The sequence below is a fragment of the Thermopetrobacter sp. TC1 genome, assembly GCF_000746275.1.
GTDB lineage: Bacteria > Pseudomonadota > Alphaproteobacteria > Rhizobiales > Aestuariivirgaceae > Thermopetrobacter.
Genome location: NZ_KN050828.1, coordinates 537703 through 554693 on the forward strand (window position 1 = coordinate 537703; position 16991 = coordinate 554693).

At 63.4% G+C, this 16991-nt stretch carries 9 protein-coding genes and 1 tRNA gene; 4 read left to right on the forward strand and 6 right to left on the reverse strand.

The window, feature by feature from the left end:
* Positions 1-119 precede the first annotated feature (119 nt).
* Positions 120-1022, forward strand: coding sequence for a zinc ABC transporter substrate-binding protein (locus tag EK16_RS06155; RefSeq protein WP_197059627.1), 903 nt, complete (start codon positions 120-122; stop codon positions 1020-1022).
* Between the two features lie 51 nt (positions 1023-1073).
* Here the strand turns inward: EK16_RS06155 and EK16_RS06160 are convergent.
* Positions 1074-1149, reverse strand: a tRNA-Ala gene (locus tag EK16_RS06160).
* 266 nt (positions 1150-1415) lie between these two features.
* On the opposite strand from EK16_RS06160, the gene metK reads away from it, so the two are divergent.
* Complete coding sequence (gene metK, locus EK16_RS06165) at positions 1416-2609, forward strand: methionine adenosyltransferase (protein WP_038035345.1); 1194 nt, start codon at positions 1416-1418, stop codon at positions 2607-2609.
* A 318-nt stretch (positions 2610-2927) separates the two neighbouring features.
* Complete coding sequence (gene trmB / locus EK16_RS06170; RefSeq protein ID WP_231573621.1) at positions 2928-3659, forward strand: tRNA (guanosine(46)-N7)-methyltransferase TrmB; 732 nt, start codon at positions 2928-2930, stop codon at positions 3657-3659.
* Positions 3660-3747: 88 nt separating this feature from the next.
* On the opposite strand, the gene EK16_RS06175 is transcribed toward trmB, so the two are convergent.
* Both EK16_RS06175 and mutS read right to left on the reverse strand, forming a co-directional pair.
* Complete coding sequence (locus tag EK16_RS06175; protein ID WP_081910314.1) at positions 3748-6612, reverse strand: [protein-PII] uridylyltransferase; 2865 nt, start codon at positions 6610-6612, stop codon at positions 3748-3750.
* 51 nt (positions 6613-6663) lie between these two features.
* A complete protein-coding gene (gene mutS / locus EK16_RS06180) occupies positions 6664-9537 on the reverse strand; it encodes a DNA mismatch repair protein MutS (protein WP_038035348.1) in 2874 nt (957 codons plus the stop codon).
* 216 nt (positions 9538-9753) lie between these two features.
* On the opposite strand from mutS, the gene EK16_RS06190 reads away from it, so the two are divergent.
* Positions 9754-12039, forward strand: a complete 2286-nt coding sequence (locus EK16_RS06190) for an NADP-dependent malic enzyme (RefSeq protein ID WP_038035354.1) — start codon at positions 9754-9756, stop codon at positions 12037-12039.
* Positions 12040-12113: 74 nt separating this feature from the next.
* Here EK16_RS06190 and EK16_RS06195 read toward each other — a convergent pair whose 3' ends face one another.
* The 3 genes from EK16_RS06195 to cobS form a co-directional block, all read right to left on the reverse strand.
* Positions 12114-13703, reverse strand: a complete 1590-nt coding sequence (locus tag EK16_RS06195) for a sensor histidine kinase (protein ID WP_051929005.1) — start codon at positions 13701-13703, stop codon at positions 12114-12116.
* A 112-nt stretch (positions 13704-13815) separates the two neighbouring features.
* The gene (gene cobT, locus EK16_RS06200) at positions 13816-15705 is read right to left on the reverse strand and encodes a cobaltochelatase subunit CobT (RefSeq protein ID WP_051929006.1); all 1890 of its coding nucleotides are present in this window, start codon (positions 15703-15705) and stop codon (positions 13816-13818) included.
* Positions 15706-15769: 64 nt separating this feature from the next.
* A complete protein-coding gene (gene cobS, locus EK16_RS06205; RefSeq protein ID WP_038035356.1) occupies positions 15770-16762 on the reverse strand; it encodes a cobaltochelatase subunit CobS in 993 nt (330 codons plus the stop codon).
* Positions 16763-16991 lie beyond the last annotated feature (229 nt).

Consider the following 16991-nt stretch of genomic DNA (forward strand, 5'->3'; position numbering starts at 1 on the left):
GCACGGTCTTGCCAGCGTCTTTCCCGATCAGGAGTGATCCGATGATCCGGTTTCGGTGTTTCCTTACGCGTCCTGTCCGCCTTCTCTTCTCCGGCGGGAGGCAGGCCCTGCTTGTTGTCATGACGGCGCTTCTGACGCTGGGCGTTTACATGCCCATGGCCAAGGCGCGGGATATGACGGTGGTGACCAGCCTGCGGCCCTTGCAGGGGATCGTGGCCGCGGTGATGGCTGGCGCGGGCAAGCCGCAGCTTCTGCTCACACGGCGGGTGGATCCGCATCATGCCAGCCTGCGGCCTTCGCAGGCGCGGCTGCTGGCGCAGGCGGATGTCATTTTCATCGTCTCGCGCGATCTTGAGCGGTTTCTCAAGCGGCCGCTTGCCGCCCTTGCCCGGGATGGCGCGGTGGTGGAACTTGCGCGCATCGCGAACATCCGGCTTTTGCCCCATCGGCGTCTTGATCCGCCGGGAGCGGGAAGTTCAGGCAGGGACGGGCATGCGGTAACAGACTGGCATGTGTGGACCGATCCGCTGGCGGCGGCGGCCATGGCCGAGGCGGCGGCAGAGGTACTGGCCAGGCAGGATGCCGCTCATGCCGCCCTGTACCGGAAGAATGCCGCGGCGCTCAAACAACGGCTTTCCGCCCTGACCAAGGCATGGGCAAAACGGCTGAAGCCGCTTGCTGGCCGTCCGTTCATCGTCACCCATGATGCCTTTCAGTATTTCGATGTGCGCTTCGGTCTTTCTCCTCTGGCGGCGGTGCAGCCCGATGACGAAACCCTGCCCGGCCCGCGGCGGATGAGCGCGATTTTGCGTCTGGCGCGGCAGCATGAGGGGTTATGTGTTCTGCATGGCCCCGGGCATGACAGGCGCTGGGCACAATTGCTGAGACGGGAGGCCGGCGCGCGCGCAATTGAGGTGGACGTGCTCGGTTACGGCATCCGGGAAGAAGGCGCGGCGTTTCTTGAGCGCTACTATGATGGGCTGGGCACGGCGCACGTGCGCTGCCTGAAAGGCCGCCTGTGATAAGTCAGCCTGTGGCTTTAATTTTGCGTCGGGGATTTCAGAAGGAGGATCTGGTGGAGCCGGGCGGAATCGAACCGCCGACCTCCTGAATGCCATTCAGGCGCTCTCCCAACTGAGCTACGGCCCCGTATCCAGAAAGCAGATTGCGAAACGGGCTTTGGTTGGGACCATCCGTTTCGTGCGGGGTTACATAGTGCCAAACGCGCCGGGATGCAAGAGGGGAAAAGCAAAATCTTGCCCTCATGGCGCTGCTGTCCGTTGGACCTTCTCCAATACAGGGCCTTGCGGGGATATAAAGAAAACTTTATGAATGCATTTCAAATTCGCCGGCGGCTCTCGGGCCGCAGGGGCTGACAGGGCAACCGCATTCGATCTGCAGGGAGTACGCGAACCGTGCCGCGCCAGAATTATCTGTTCACGAGCGAATCCGTTTCGGAAGGGCATCCCGACAAGGTATGCGACCGCATTTCCGACGAGATCGTCGATCTTTTCTTCCGCGAGGCCGAGGCGACGGGGCTGGATCCGGCCTCGGTGCGTGTCGCCGCGGAGACTCTGGCCACCACGAACAAGGTGGTGATTGCCGGCGAAACACGCGGACCGGAAAGCATCACCCGCGACCGCATCATCGAGACCGCGCGGGAGGCGGTGCGTGACATAGGCTATGAGCAGGCCGGCTTTCACTGGGCGAAGATGGATGTGGAAGTGCTGCTGCACGAGCAGTCTCCGGATATCGCGCAGGGTGTGGATGCCTCCGGCAACAAGGACGAGGGTGCGGGCGATCAGGGCATCATGTTTGGCTATGCCTGCACGGAGACGGAAGCGCTGATGCCGGCACCGATCTATTATGCGCATCGCATTCTGCAGCGGCTGGCCCAGGCGCGGCACTCCGGCGCGGAGCCCAAGCTGGGCCCCGATTCCAAAAGCCAGCTCACCTTGCGCTACGAGAACGGCAAGCCGGTGGCGGTGGAGCAGATCGTCGTTTCCCATCAGCATCTCGATGAGAACCTGTCCTCCGATGACGTGCGCGCCATCATCGAGCCCTATGTGCGCGAGGTGCTGCCCGAGGGCTGGCTGACGGAAAAGACCGTCTGGCACGTGAACCCCACCGGCAAGTTCTATATCGGCGGCCCGGATGGGGACTGCGGCCTGACGGGGCGCAAAATTATTGTGGACACCTACGGTGGCGCGGCCCCGCATGGCGGCGGTGCCTTCTCCGGCAAGGACCCGACCAAGGTGGACCGTTCCGCGGCCTACGCCGCCCGCTATCTCGCCAAGAACGTGGTTGCCGCCGGGCTGGCGCAGCGCTGCACGATCCAGATTTCCTACGCCATCGGTGTTGCCGAGCCGCTTTCGCTTTATGTGGATCTGCACGGCACCGGCGAAGTGCCCGAGGAGAAGCTGGAAGCGGTGTTGCGCGAGGTCATGGATTTGAGGCCGCGCGCCATTCGCGAGAGGCTGGGGCTCAACCGGCCGATCTATGCGCGCACCTCGGCCTATGGCCATTTTGGCCGCCCGCCGGAGGAGGACGGCGGCTTCTCCTGGGAGCGCACGGATCTGGTTGAGGCCTTGAAAGGCGCGCTCGCCTGATTCCGCCAGACGTTCAGCACTTTCCTTCCCCAGGCTTTTCGCCTGCCCTTCTTCATGCCAAGAAGGCCATGGCCTTCCGGCAGCGTGCGCATGCGCGAAAGAGAAGCGAAGGCGAAGCGGGTCCGGTTATGATTACGGAAGGACCGGAATGACACGTGTACGGCATGCCAAAAAGCATGTTCGCATCCTCCCCCTGATAGGGGGAGGTCGGCGCGAAGCGCCGGGTGGGGGTCGGGCCACAAACGTAAAGCCAAGTTGCCCGACCTCCTCCCTGCCCTCTCCCTGCCAGGGGGAGGGAAGAAAAGCGGCGCGCCGTGTATGAAAAGAACCTTACCGGTGTCCGAGCTGATGACGGACAGGAACCGCATAACAGAGCCGCGTTTTTTCGGGCGGCGAAAGTCCCGGCCGTTGAAGCCGCGACAGCAGCGGCTGATGGAGGAGCTGCTGCCGGCGCTGCGCATTGCGGCCGATGATGATGCATGGATGAAAGCGCCTGCGCACCTTTTTGCGCCGCCGCCTGAACACATGGCGCTGGAAATCGGCTTTGGCGGCGGCGAACATCTGGCGCGGCTTGCCGCCCAGCGGCCGGACTGGGGCTTTATCGGCTGTGAACCCTTCATCAATGGCGTGGCCAAACTGCTTTCCCAGATCGCCGATGCGGGCCTGGACAACATCCGCATCTGGGATGACGACGCCCGCCTGCTGCTGCCGCTGCTCGGTTCGGAGCAGTTCGACGAGATCTATCTGCTCTATCCCGATCCCTGGCCCAAGAAGAAACATCGCAAGCGCCGCTTTGTGGGGCCAGAAACGCTTGAAGACATTCACCGCATCCTCAAGCCGGGCGGACGCTTCTTCTTTGCCAGCGATATACCCGACTATGTGGCCTGGACGCTGGAACACGTGCGGCGGCATGGCAAGCTGATGTGGCTGGCGGAGCGGCCGGAAGACTGGCGCCAGCCCTGGCCCGGCTGGCAATCCACCCGCTATGAGGCCAAGGCCCTGCGCGAAGGGCGCACGCCTGCCTATCTCATTTTCGCCAAGCCGGAATGAAGCTGCTTCCCGTCCGGACCATGCAGCATGAGACTGGCCCTTTGGCCCAATAGCCCGATCACCATATGCGGCGGTTTAAGTGGTCTTTTTACGCGCTGTTTCCCTCAAGAACGGAGAGCAGGCGCTGGGTGATGGCCTTTCGGCGCGTTTCCGAGGTGATCTTGGCGCCGGTGAGATCGGTGACATAGAAGACGTCAACGGCCCGTTCGCCATAGGTGGTGATGTGGGCGGAGACGATGTTGAGATTGAGGTCATAAAGGGCCGAAGTGAGATCATAGAGCAGGCCAATGCGGTCCTTGCCCGCCACCTCGATGATGGTGAAGCGGTTGGAGGATTCGTTGTCGATTGCCACCTGCGGCGCCACGGTGAAGGCTTTCATGCGGCGCGCGCGCTTCTCCCGCTTTCCGCTCAGCAGACGCTCCACCCGCGCCTCGCCGGTGAGCACCTTGCGGATCATGGCGGCAACGCGCTCGGCCCGGCGCAATTCGTCGGTATCCTCGGTGAACTGCCGTTGCAGCAGAATGGTGTCCAGCGCCCAGCCATTGGCGAGGGTGAAGATCTTGGCGCCGGCGATATTGGCCTCGGCAGCGGCGCAGGCGCCGGTGAGCATGCCGAGGAGATAGGGGTGATCGGGGGTGTAGACGGTGATTTCCGTGATCGCCTGAAAGGCATCCGTATGAATGTCGATGGCGATCTTCTCGTTTTCGCGTTCGGCCCTTTCGATGAGGGCGGCATGGCGCAGCTGATGCTCGATGTCGGTGGTCAGCCAATAGGGATCGTAGAAGCGTCCGACATAGGCCCTGGCCTTTTCAGGCGGCCAGTCGATGCGTTCAATGAAGGCTTCCTGCGCGGCGGCGACACGCTGTTTCAACGGGATGGAGGCATGACCGCCGGAGACCACCGGTTCGGTCTCGTGATAGAGCGTGCGCAGCAACTGGCCTTTCCAGCCGTTCCACACACCGGGGCCGACGGCACGGATGTCCACAACGGTGAGTATGAGCAGCAGGCGCAGGCGCTCCGGGCTTTGCACCACCTCGGCGAAGTCGAGGATGGTCTTGAAGTCGGAAAGATCACGCATTTGCGAGACCTCCGACATGAGCAGATGATGACGGACAAGCCAGGCCACGGTCTCGGTCTCGGCCTCGGTTAGCCCCAAGCGCGGGCAGAGCTTGCGGGCCACGCGCTCCCCGGCCACGGAATGACTCTCCGGCCGGCCCTTGGCGATGTCATGGAGAAAGGCGGCGACATAGAGGGCACGGCGGTTCTCGATTTTGCGGATGAGCTCGGTGGAGAGGGGATGTTCCTTAGCCAGTTCGCCGCGGTCTATGCGGGAGAGCCAGCCCACGGTGCGGATGAGATGCTCATCCACGGTGTAGTGATGATACATGTTGAACTGCATCAGGGCGACGATGCGCCCGAAATCCGGGATGAAGCGCCCCAGAACATCGGCCTCGTTGAGCTGTCGCAGAACCCCTTCCGGATCCCGCGAATCGCACAGCATGTGCAGGAAGAGCGCATTGGCCTGCGGATCGTTGCGCAGATCATCGTCGATGAGCTTCAGGGAACGCCGCACATGGCGCAGGGCGCGGGGATGCACGCCGAGATCGAGATCTGCCGCCAGGGAGAACAGACGGAGCAGGTTGACCGGATCGTTCTCGAACACCTCCTTGCCTTCCACGGACAGGCGGCCGTTCTCGATGACGAACCCCGGATGATCCTTCAGAACGCGTTTGCGGGTCTTTCTGGCCTGTCCCTTGAGAAAGCCGGGCAGGAAGCGCGAAAAGCCCGGCGCCTCCTTCATCTGCTGTTCCTCAAGAACGGCGCAGAAGATGCGGGTCAAATCGCCCACTTCCTTGGCGTAAAGGAAATACTGGCGCATGAAGCGCTCCACGTGCTTCATGCGGCCATGGGAGACCACATAGCCCATGCGCTCGGCCACCTGCGGCTGCATCTCGAAGGAGAGCTTGTCGTCACCGCGGCCGGACAGGAAATGCAGGTGGCAACGCACGGCCCAGAAGAAATCCTCGGCGCGGAGAAAGCGCTTCAGCTCGCCCCTGGTGAAGACGCCGTGATCGACCAGGCCGGACACGTCCTGAACCCCGTAGAGATACTTGCCGATCCAGAACAGCGTGTGCAGGTCGCGCAAGCCCCCCTTGCCCTCCTTGACGTCGGGCTCGACAAGATAGCGGCTTTCGCCCTGGCGGCGGTGACGCTCATCGCGCTCGGCGAGCTTCTGGGCGATGAAACGGGCAGGATCGGAGGCGACGACTTCCTCGCGGAAACGGCGGGCGAGATCGGCATAGAGGGCCTCATCGCCGCAGATGTAACGGGCTTCGAGCATGGCGGTGAGGATGGTGTTGTCCTCATCCGCCAAGCGGATGCATTCCTCCACGGTGCGGGTGGAATGCCCCACCTTGAAGCCCAGATCCCACAGCATGTAGAGGAGAAATTCCGCAATTGTCTCGCCCCAGGATGACTTGCGGAAGGGCAGAAGAAAGAGAAGATCGATGTCCGATCCCGGCGCCAGGGTGCCGCGGCCATATCCGCCCACGGCAACGATGCTGACCCGTTCGGCGGCGGTGGGGTTCATGGCCGGATAAAGGCGGGTGGCGGCCACGGTGTAAAGCGCGGTGACAAGCTCATCCTGCACTTCGGAGAGATAGGTGGCGCAGGGCAGGCCCTTGCGTTCTTTCAGCAACATGCGCTCGGCATGAGCGCGCGAGGCCTTGACGATGGCCTTGCAGCCGGCAAGAAAATCCCGCCTGAAGGCGGAGGAGCTGGCTCCGTGTTCCTCAATGAGCCGATCGGCCAGGTCTTCCACGGCGTGGCCGATGGCTTCGGGATCTGACCAGTTAATGGCATCGATATCAACGATATCGCTTTCCGGCCAGGGAATGACGGGTTCGACAACTGCGTGTTCCGTATCCGGCGTCTCCGGCGCAACGAGGCTCATGCCAGGCGGCCCCCTGTCTCATGCTTGATGTCCGTTTTCAGGCAAGTCTTCCTATTTCCCGGGGCGTTTGGCAAGCATCTCCTTCAGCGCATAGAGCCGTTCCAGGGCCTGCCGGGGCGTGAGATCGTCCGGAACCAGCTCTTCAATGGCCTTCAGCACGGCCTGTTCCTCTTCCGATATGGGGGCGGCATCGGCAGCCGCAGGGGAAGGCCGCGCCCGGGCGGCCGCGGAAAAAAGCGGAAGATCATCAAGCAGTCTTTCAGCGGGGTTTTGCGTGCCCCCTTCTTCCAGCGTGCGCAGAACCTCTTGCGCCCGGGCGACCACCGCCTGCGGAAGCCCGGCGAGACGGGCCACCTGAATGCCATAGGAGCGATCGGCCCGGCCGGGAATCACCTCGTGCAGGAAAATGACGTCTCCCTGCCATTCACGCACCTTCATCGTGACATTGGCGACGTTATCGAGACGTTCGGCAAGGCCGGTGAGCTCGTGATAATGCGTGGCAAAAAGCGTGCGCGCCCCAATGACGCGCGAGAGATGCTCCACACAGGCCCAGGCGATGGCCAGACCGTCGAAGGTGGCGGTGCCGCGGCCGATCTCGTCGAGAATGACGAGGGAGCGTGACGTGGCCTGATTGAGGATGGCGGCGGTCTCCACCATTTCCACCATGAAGGTGGAGCGGCCGCGCGCCAGATCATCGGCGGCACCAACGCGGCAGAAGAGCCGGTCAATGACGCCGATGCGCGCCTCTTCCGCCGGTACAAAGGCACCGGCCTGCGCCAATATGGCAATCAGGGCGTTCTGACGCAGATAAGTGGACTTGCCCGCCATGTTGGGCCCGGTAACCAGCCAGATGGTGGCGGCGGGCATAGTGGTATCGGCTTTCCTCTCTTCATCCTCTTCTCCGGCACCATCCTGCAGGCCGGGCGAGGCATCGGACGAAGGGGGCTTGCAGGGCAGATCGGCGACATCGGCAACGAGCAGGCAGTCATTGGGCACGAAATGGCCGCTCTCCCGTTCCAGCGCCGCTTCCACCACGGGATGACGGCCACCCCGCACGAAAAAGCAGGTGCCGGCGTCAATATGCGGACGCGTCCAGCGGCGGCGCACGGCAAGCTCGGCCAAAGCGGCGGTGACATCAAGCCGCGCCAGGGCCGCGGCCTTTTCCGCAATCAAGGCGGCGGCGCGTTCCACAGCCGAGACCAGTTTCGCAAAGATCTCCCGTTCCAGGGCGAGCGCCCTGTCAGCGGCCGCGGTGATACGCCCTTCCAGATCGGCAAGCTCGGTGGTGGTGAAGCGCATGGCGTTGGCCATGGTCTGGCGATGGATGAAGACATCCTTCATCTCCTGCAGGCGCGGCGCATTGGCCGCGGTGACCTCCACGAAATAGCCAAGGACGTTGTTGTGCTTCACCTTCAGGGATTTCACGCCGGTAAGTTCGGCATACTTGGCCTGCAGGGAGGCAATGACGCTGCGCGTCTCATCGCGCAGGCGGCGCTGTTCGTCCAGCTCGGGCGCATAGCCGGGGCGCACGAAGCCGCCATCCCGCGCCAGCAGGGGCAAATCATCGGCTAGCGCCGCCGTCAGTTCATCGGCCAGACCGTCATCGGTGGCCGACAGGATCGCCATGTCCCGCGCCAAATTCTCCGGCGGAGAGGCCAGGGCCGCGGCCTTGTCGATTGCGATGGCGAGATTGCGGGCGGCGATGAGACCATCGCGAATGGCGGCAAGATCACGTGGGCCGCCACGGCCGAGGGTCAGGCGGGAAAGGGCCCGCTCCATGTCGGGTACGGCGGCAAGACGCTCACGGAGGGTTTCGCGCAGGGCCCCTTCTTCCACCAGCCATTGCACGGCATCGAGGCGGGCGTTGATGGCCTCGACATCGGCAAGGGGCGAAGCGAGACGTTCGGCGAGGGTGCGCGCGCCCGCAGCGGTGAGGGTGAGATCAACGGTGGCCAGCAGGGAGCCTGCGCGTTTGCCCGATGTGGTGCGCAAGATTTCCAAAGAGGCGCGGGTGGCGGCATCGATCTGCATGTGGGTGCCGCGGTTTTCGCGCCGTGGCGGACGCAGGGCGGGCAGGGCGCCCACCTGCGTGAGCGCGATGTAATCGAGCAGGGCACCGGCGGCAGCAATCTCGGCACGGGAAAAGGCGCCAAAGGCCTCAAGGGCCGCCACCTCGAAATGCTCCTTCAGCCGCTTCTCTCCGGTAACGGAATCAAAACGCGGCGCGGGCAGGGGCGTTATGGCGGCGGGCGGAACCTGCTTGAGCGCCCTGGCCACGGCGGGATCGTCAAGGAGGCTTTCGGGCAGGATAATCTCGCCGGGATCGATGCGGGCAATTTCCGCCTCCAGATCCTCAGGTGCCAAGGCCATGACGGAAAAGGCGCCGGTGGAGATATCCGCGCGGGCAAGGCCGAAAAGGCCATCCGCCTTCACCCGCGTCAGGGCGATGAGGAAATTGTGCTGCCGCGGGGCCAGCAGGCTGTCCTCGGTAATGGTGCCGGGGGTGACGAGGCGCACGACCTCGCGCCGGACCACGGCCTTGGATCCGCGCTTCTTCGCTTCCGCCGGATCCTCCATCTGCTCGCAAACGGCAACGCGCTGTCCGGCCTTGATGAGCTTGTGCAGATATTCCTCCGCGGCATGCACGGGCACGCCACACATGGGAATGTCGGCGCCGGCGTGCTTGCCCCTTTTGGTCAGCGCGATGCCGAGGATGCGCGAGGCGATTTCGGCATCCTCGAAGAAGAGCTCATAGAAATCGCCCATGCGGTAAAACAGGAGATAGCCGGGGTTGGCGGCCTTGAGCTCGAAATACTGGGCCATGGCGGGGGTGGCGCGCCTGGCCTCCGCCAGCGGATCGCGCGCGGCACGGGGCGTGTCGCGGTCAGAAGAAGCAGACGTTAGCGTTTCATCCGAGTTATGCATTGACGCCTCGTGGTGAGCGGGACAATCATCCACATCGGCAAGGTCGCCTTCATGTCTGCGGCCTTGGTGACGCCTGACACGACAAGCGACAGGAAACCATCCTTCTGAATACTCGTTTGCACGAACGGAAACCAGAAACACCGGCCGCTCATCCACATGCCCTCCGCAAGGGGCTTGCGGGCGGCCGTGCCGCATTCACGAATGAACGGAAACGCCATGTCCCAGGATCAGACCGACAAGGCCCAGCGCCTCAGCATCACCGATGAAGAGGCACTTGAATATCACGCCAAGCCGCAGCCCGGAAAGGTGGCCATTCGTGCCACGAAGCCCATGGCCACGCGCCATGATCTTTCGCTGGCCTATTCGCCGGGCGTGGCCGCACCGGTTCGGGCCATCGCCGACAATCCGGAAGCGGCCTATGACTATACGGCCAAGGGCAATTTCGTCGCCGTGATCACCAACGGCACGGCAATCCTGGGCATGGGCAACCTCGGGGCGCTGGCGGCCAAGCCGGTGATGGAGGGCAAGGCTGTCCTGTTCAAGCGTTTTGCCGATGTTGATGCCTTCGACATCGAGCTGTGCACGGAGGATCCGGAAGAATTCATCACGGCGGTGAAATGTCTGGCGCCCACCTTTGGCGGCATCAACCTTGAGGACATCAAGGCGCCGCAGTGCTTTATCATCGAGCAGCGCCTGCAGGAGATGCTGGATATCCCCGTCTTTCATGACGACCAGCACGGCACCGCCATCATCGCCACCGCAGGGCTGATCAACGCGCTGGAGCTGACGGGCAAGGATATCAAGAAGGTCAAGCTCGTCTGCCTCGGCGCCGGGGCGGCGGCGCTTGCCACGCTGCATCTGGTGCACAAGCTGGGGCTGCCGAAGGAAAACATCATCCTCATCGACACCAAGGGTGTGATCTATCCCGGCCGCAAGGAGGGAATGAACGAATGGAAGGCGCAATGGGCCAATCCGCATACCAAGGCCCGCACGCTCAAGGAGGCCATGGAGGGCGCCGACATTTTCTTCGGCCTTTCCGTGAAAGGCGCGGTGACGCAGGAGATGGTGAAATCCATGGCCAGGGATCCCATCATCTTCGCCATGGCCAATCCGGATCCGGAGATCACGCCGGAAGAGGTGGCGGCGGTGCGCGATGATGCGATCATGGCCACCGGCCGCTCGGACTATCCCAATCAGATCAACAATGTTCTCGGGTTTCCCTACATCTTCCGCGGCGCGCTGGATGTGCGGGCGCGGGCCATCAACGACGAGATGAAACTGGCAGCGGCACGGGCGCTGGCGGAACTGGCCCGGGAGGATGTGCCCGATGAGGTGGCCGCCGCCTATCACGGGCTGAAGCTCTCCTTCGGGCGGGATTATCTCATTCCCACGCCCTTTGATCCGCGCCTGATCTCGCGCATTCCGGTGGCGGTGGCGCGGGCGGCCATCGAAACCGGCGTGGCCCGCCGCACCATTGAGGACTTCGATCATTACGCCGCCCAGCTCTCGGCGCGCTTCGATCCCTTCATTGCCACGTTCCAGGGAATTTTCGATTTCGTGCGCCACAACAAGCGCACCGTCATTTTCGCCGAGGGCGAGGAGGACCGGATGATCCGCGCCGCCAATGCCTATGTGGCCGGCGGCTATGGCAAGGCCATTCTCATCGGGCGCAAAGATGTGATCGAGCAGGTGCTGGAAACCACAGGGCAGGAGCTGCACGAAGGCGTGCATGTCATCCATCCCGGCTCCAGCCCCAAGCGGGAGGATTACGCCACCTATCTCTATGAGCGCCTGCAGCGCAACGGTTTTCTCTATCGCGACTGCAAACGATTGGTCAGCACCGACCGCAACGTCTTCGCCGCCTGCATGGTGGCGCTGGGCGAGGCGGATGCCATGGTCACCGGCCTGACCCGGAAATTCTCCATCGCGCTGGAGAACATCCGGCTTGCCATCGACCCGCGCCCGGGTCATCGCGCCATCGGCTATTCGGTGATCCTCACTCCGGGCGAGCCCATTCTCGTTGCCGATACCTCCATTCAGGAAATGCCGGATGCGAGCGCGCTGGCCGATATCGCGGAAGAGGCAGCGGCCGTGATGCGCCGGTTCGGCTATCGGCCGCGGGTGGCGCTTCTGTCCTATTCCACCTTCGGCCATCCGGGCGGTGATCGCGTACAGAACACGCGCGATGCCGTGGCCGAGCTGGACAGGCGCCAGCCGGGCTTCGAATACGACGGTGAAATGGCGGTGGAGGTGGCGCTTTCGGCGGAAGCGATGAAGCTCTATCCCTTCTGTCGCCTTTCAGGGCCGGCCAATGTTCTGATCATGCCGGCGGCCCATTCCGCCTCCATTTCCACGCAGCTTCTGCAAAGAGTGGGGGGTGTGCGCGTGCTCGGGCCGCTGCTGGCGGGGCTGGACCGGGCGGTGCAGATCGCTTCCATGTCGGCAACCGCGTCGGATGTGATGAATCTGGCGGTGATCGCGGCGCATGATTCGCATCGTTAATGCCATCCGTCCGATGAGGGCGGCTACAGGGGAACCGTAAAGGCCACGCACCGGTACGCCGGATCGATGGGCCTTCAGCGGTCGCCCGTGGCGGTGCGGGTTTCGCGGGCGGAGGAGAGATCGATGACGCGGTCGGGGATGATGACGTGAAAGATGGTTCCCGGTCCGTCATGGGGGGCAAGCACGATGTCGCCGCCATGGGCGCGGGCCAGCTCGCGCGCGATGGACAGGCCAAGGCCGGTGCCGCCCCGGCGGGCCGAGCCGGTGAAGGCCTCGAAGAGATGTTCGCGCGCCTTCGGCGGCAGGCCGGGGCCGTCATCACTGATGCGGATGGTCACGACGGCGCCCTCGCGCCAGGCGGCGATCTCGACACGGCCCGGTTCCATGCGTCCCTTCTGGCCAGCGATGGCCTGACAGGCATTGCGTGCGAGATTGGCCAGAATGCGGGAGAGCTGTTCCGGATCGGCATCGGCCGCCAGCCCTTCCGGCACGGCGTTGATCAGCTTCACCACACGCGCATCCGCTTCCGGCAGGTTCTCGAAGAGCTCGGCAACGAGCGGCCGCAAAAGCACCGTCTGGCGCCGGGGCGGGCTTTCCTGCGCCTTGCCATATTTCAAGGTGTTGACGCAGAAGTTGATGGCCCGATCCAGGGACGCGATCAACTTGGGGGCGAAGCGCTGAACGGTGGGATCGTCAACCATGGCGAGGCGGTCGGAGATCATCTGCGCCTGCGCCAGCATGTTGCGCAGCTCGTGACTGATCTTCGACACGGCCAGCCCCAGAGCGGCCAGCCGCGACTTCTGACGCAGAAGCGCGGCCGTCTGTCGCTGCATGTAGGCAAGGTGGCGTTCCGCCTCGCCCAGCTCATCGCTGCGGTCGGAGGGATTGAGCACCGCAGCGGGATTTTCGGGATCCCGGGCAAAGCGGGCCATGCTGCCGGTCATGCGGCGGATGGGGCGGATCAGGAGCCAGTGAATGGCGAGATAGAGCAATGCTGCCACCATCAGGGAGAGGGCGAGCGAATAATTGAGAATGGTCAGCGAATGGCCGACCATGGCCTCAAACAGCGGGCGTTCGTCCATGGCCAGCTCGATGAACTCAGCCTCGATGTTGGGCGGTCTGTCCACCACGGTGATGACGCGGTTGCCGCGATGCAGGAGGGTGACGAAGGCATCACGGATCGCCCCGGGCCAGGACAGGCCGCGCAAGTCATAGCGGGCCTCGGCCATGAGAGGCAGGCCGTCATGCAGAATGAGACGACGGGCGCCGCCGCGGCGAATGGCAACAACGCGGACACCAGCGCTCTTCAACAATTCCTTGCGCAGGCGATCGGAGACCTTCATGTCCGGCGCCGCCTCCACGGCAAGCGAGGCGACTTCCGCCATGGCCAGCCGGTTCTTCAGCCATGTGATGCGAAATTCGGCGATGGAAGGCATGAAAACAAAGGCCACGCTGACAAGGATGAAAAGAACGGTGAGCGTCAGGACACGGGCAGAAAGCGAACGGCTCCAGCGCACGGCTGAATGTCCGGGCACCTCTTCCGGCCGGGGGGAACCGCCCCCCTCCTCATCAACGCACTGAAGCGCGCTCCGCTCTTTATCGCGCGCAGCCTTTTTCGCCGGTGCGGCCGGATCCGTGTGATGCATCTCGCCTTGGCGTGCCATTGCGGCCTCCAGAGGAGTTTGCCCGATCATCCTACCGCAAGCCACCGGCAGAGGCCAAGGCGGGAATAAAGCCGGGCATCATCACGAGGGTGCGCAAGGCCTGCGATGATCATCACACGGCGCGGCGCAGGAAGGGTGGCGTGCGGCGCCGGGCGCCTTGTTCATCGAACAGTTCGGTGAGCTGATTGATCATCACCGTGCCCAGCTCTTCGACATCGACAATGGTGACAGCGCGCCGGTAATAGCGGGTCACGTCATGGCCGATGCCAATGGCGAGAAGCTCCACCGGCGAGCGGTTTTCGATCTCGTCGATCACCTGCCGCAGATGACGTTCGAGATAGGTTCCGGAATTGGCCGAAAGCGTGGAATCATCCACCGGCGCGCCATCGGAAATGACCATGAGGATGCGGCGCTGTTCAGGCCGCGCCAGCAGGCGGGCATGGGCCCATTGCAGGGCCTCGCCGTCGATATTTTCCTTAAGCAGGCCCTCACGCATCATCAGGCCGAGATTGCGCCGGGCGCGGCGCCAGGGCGCATCGGCGGCCTTGTAGATGATGTGGCGCAGGTCATTGAGGCGGCCGGGATTGGGCGGGCGGCCCTCGCGCATCCATTTTTTCCGGGATTCACCGCCCTTCCAGTGGCGGGTGGTGAAGCCGAGGATCTCCACCTTCACCCCGCAGCGTTCAAGCGTGCGGGCGAGGATGTCCGTGCACAGGGCGGCGATGGTGATCGGCCGGCCGCGCATGGAACCGGAATTGTCGATGAGCAGGGTGACGACGGTATCGCGAAAATCCGTCTCCTTCTCCTGCTTGAAGGACAGTGGCGCGAGCGGATCGACCAGAACCCGGGAGAGGCGCGCGGTATCGAGAATGCCTTCCTCCAGATCGAACTCCCAGGCACGATTCTGCTGGGCCATCAGCTTGCGCTGCAGGCGGTTGGCCAGACGCGCCACCGTGCCCTGCAGAGGCGCAAGCTGGGCATCGAGCAGGGCACGCAGGCGAGTGAGCTCTTCGGGATCGCACAGATCCTCCGCCGCCACCACCTCGTCGAATTCCGTGGTGTAGACACGATATTGCGTGTCCGTCTGCGGCTCGTTGGCCTGTGGCCGGGCCTGCGGCGGTGCCTCGCCTTCCGCCTCGCCGGGTTCGAGATCCACAAGCGCATCCACCTCGCCGGTGTCGGCTTCCATTTCGGCATCCTCGCCGGAGACACGATCGCCCATGGCAGGCTGGGAGATATCCACGGGCGGGGCGCTGTCGGCATCGCCATTGTCGTTGGCGCCCACCTCGCCTTCGTCTCCCTCCTCGCCGGTGCCTTCGCTTTCGGTCTCCTCCTGCTGGCCGGCGCCATCATCGAGGGCCATGATCATTTCATGCACGAGCTCGGCATAAGAGGCCTGATCGTGCAGGCGCTCTTCCAGCTGTGGCAAAAGGTCCTTCAGGCGGCTTTCGATATGCGGGCGCCAGGCCTCGGCAATGGGGCGGGCCGCCTCCGGAATGGACAGACCGGCCAGGCGTTCGCGCACGATGAGGCCCAGCGCCTCGGCAAGGCCTTCACCATCATTCATGGAAGGATGAGCCGGCAGATTGCGCGCGGCGTATTCCTTTTCCAGTGCCGCCTCGATGTTGCGGGCCATGCCGGGCATGGCGCGGCTGCCCAGGGCGTCGATGCGGGCGTCCTCCAGCGCATCGAAAATCTCACGGGCCTTGGGCGAACGCGGCAGCCGGTCCAGATGCAGCGTCACATCATGATGGGCAAGCCGCATGGCGAACCGGTCCGCCACGCCACGGGTAACGGCAAGCTCCTCCTTGGTGAGATCCCGCGACATCAGCGGCAGGCGCACCTTGGTTTCGCCGAGGATGGGCCGCTCGGCGGAATAGTGCACCTGAATGTCAGGACGGCCGGAAATGGTGCGCAGACACACGGAAATGGCCCGCTCCACGGTGTTGAGCGGATTGTCCTTTGCAGCGGAAGGTCTGTTATTTCTGGCGTGTGTTGTCATGCACCCTTCACGTCAAGGCGATGCCGCAGCCGGCCATGGCGCAGAGCCGCCCGGCCCAGGCCGGTCAGGCCACGGCAATATGCGCGGCGGATTCGGGCAGCTCCTCGCCGAAGCAACGCTGATAGAATTCGGCAACGAGCGGGCGCTCCAGCTCGTCGCACTTGTTGAGGAAGCTCACCCGGAAGGCGAAACCGACATCGCCGAAGATTTCCGTGTTCTGGGCCCAGGTGATGACCGTGCGCGGGCTCATTACCGTGGAGAGATCACCCTGCATGAAGGCATTGCGTGTCATGTCGGCAACGCGAACCATGCGCGAGACGGTCTGGCGGCCTTCCTCACTCTCGGCGAAGGATTTTACCTTGGCCAGCACGATGTTCACTTCATCGTCGTGAGGCAGATAGTTGAGATTGACGACGATGGACCAGCGGTCCATCTGGCCCTGGTTGATCTGCTGGGTGCCGTGATAGAGGCCGGACGTATCGCCCAGGCCCACGGTGTTGGCCGTGGCAAAGAGGCGGAAGGCCGGATGCGGGCGAATGACCCGGTTCTGATCGAGCAGGGTGAGCTTGCCCTGCACCTCCAGCACGCGCTGGATGACGAACATGACATCGGGACGGCCGGCGTCGTATTCGTCGAAGACCAGCGCCACATTGTGCTGCAGCGCCCAGGGCAGGATGCCCTCGCGAAATTCGGTCACCTGCTTGCCATCACGCAACACGATGGCATCCTTGCCCACCAGGTCGATGCGGGAAATGTGGCTGTCGAGGTTGACACGGATGCAGGGCCAGTTGAGCCGCGCGGCCACCTGTTCGATATGCGTGGATTTTCCCGTGCCGTGATAGCCGGTGATCATGACCCGGCGGTTGTGCTTGAACCCGGCCAGGATCGCCAGCGTCGTCTGCCGATCAAAGAGGTAGTCCGGATCGAGATCGGGCACATGCTCATTGGGCTCGGAATAGGCAGGCACCCGCATGTCGGTGTCGATGCCGAACACCTCACGCACCGAAACTTCGGTATCGGGCAGGGGGGCAAGGGTCTGATTGGCGTTCTCCGTCATGGACACTCCGACGTTTAAGCATGAAGCATGCCTTCTGCCGGGGCCGGCCGGCAGCACACCTCTTCTCTTCGCTGGCGGTGATACGCCATAGACATGGGGCTTGTCACGGCCCTTTTCCAGTCGTGCCCATACGACGGAAGAAGGAAGGATAACGCGTTATTTTCATTGGTCACGGATGGGCCTTTTTTCTCTTCGATGGTATGAAGGATGCAAAAAGACTATAATGATT

Excerpts from the sequence above, each read along its gene's own strand:
- EK16_RS06155 (WP_197059627.1), top strand. The coding sequence starts at position 120 with ATGACGGCGCTTCTGACGCTGGGCGTTTACATGCCCATGGCCAAGGCG.
- trmB (WP_231573621.1), top strand. The coding sequence starts at position 2,928 with ATGAAAAGAACCTTACCGGTGTCCGAGCTGATGACGGACAGGAACCGC.
- EK16_RS06175 (WP_081910314.1), bottom strand. The coding sequence starts at position 6,612 with ATGAGCCTCGTTGCGCCGGAGACGCCGGATACGGAACACGCAGTTGTC.
- mutS (WP_038035348.1), bottom strand. The coding sequence starts at position 9,537 with ATGCATAACTCGGATGAAACGCTAACGTCTGCTTCTTCTGACCGCGAC.
- EK16_RS06190 (WP_038035354.1), top strand. The coding sequence starts at position 9,754 with ATGTCCCAGGATCAGACCGACAAGGCCCAGCGCCTCAGCATCACCGAT.
- EK16_RS06195 (WP_051929005.1), bottom strand. The coding sequence starts at position 13,703 with ATGGCACGCCAAGGCGAGATGCATCACACGGATCCGGCCGCACCGGCG.
- cobT (WP_051929006.1), bottom strand. The coding sequence starts at position 15,705 with ATGACAACACACGCCAGAAATAACAGACCTTCCGCTGCAAAGGACAAT.
- cobS (WP_038035356.1), bottom strand. The coding sequence starts at position 16,762 with ATGACGGAGAACGCCAATCAGACCCTTGCCCCCCTGCCCGATACCGAA.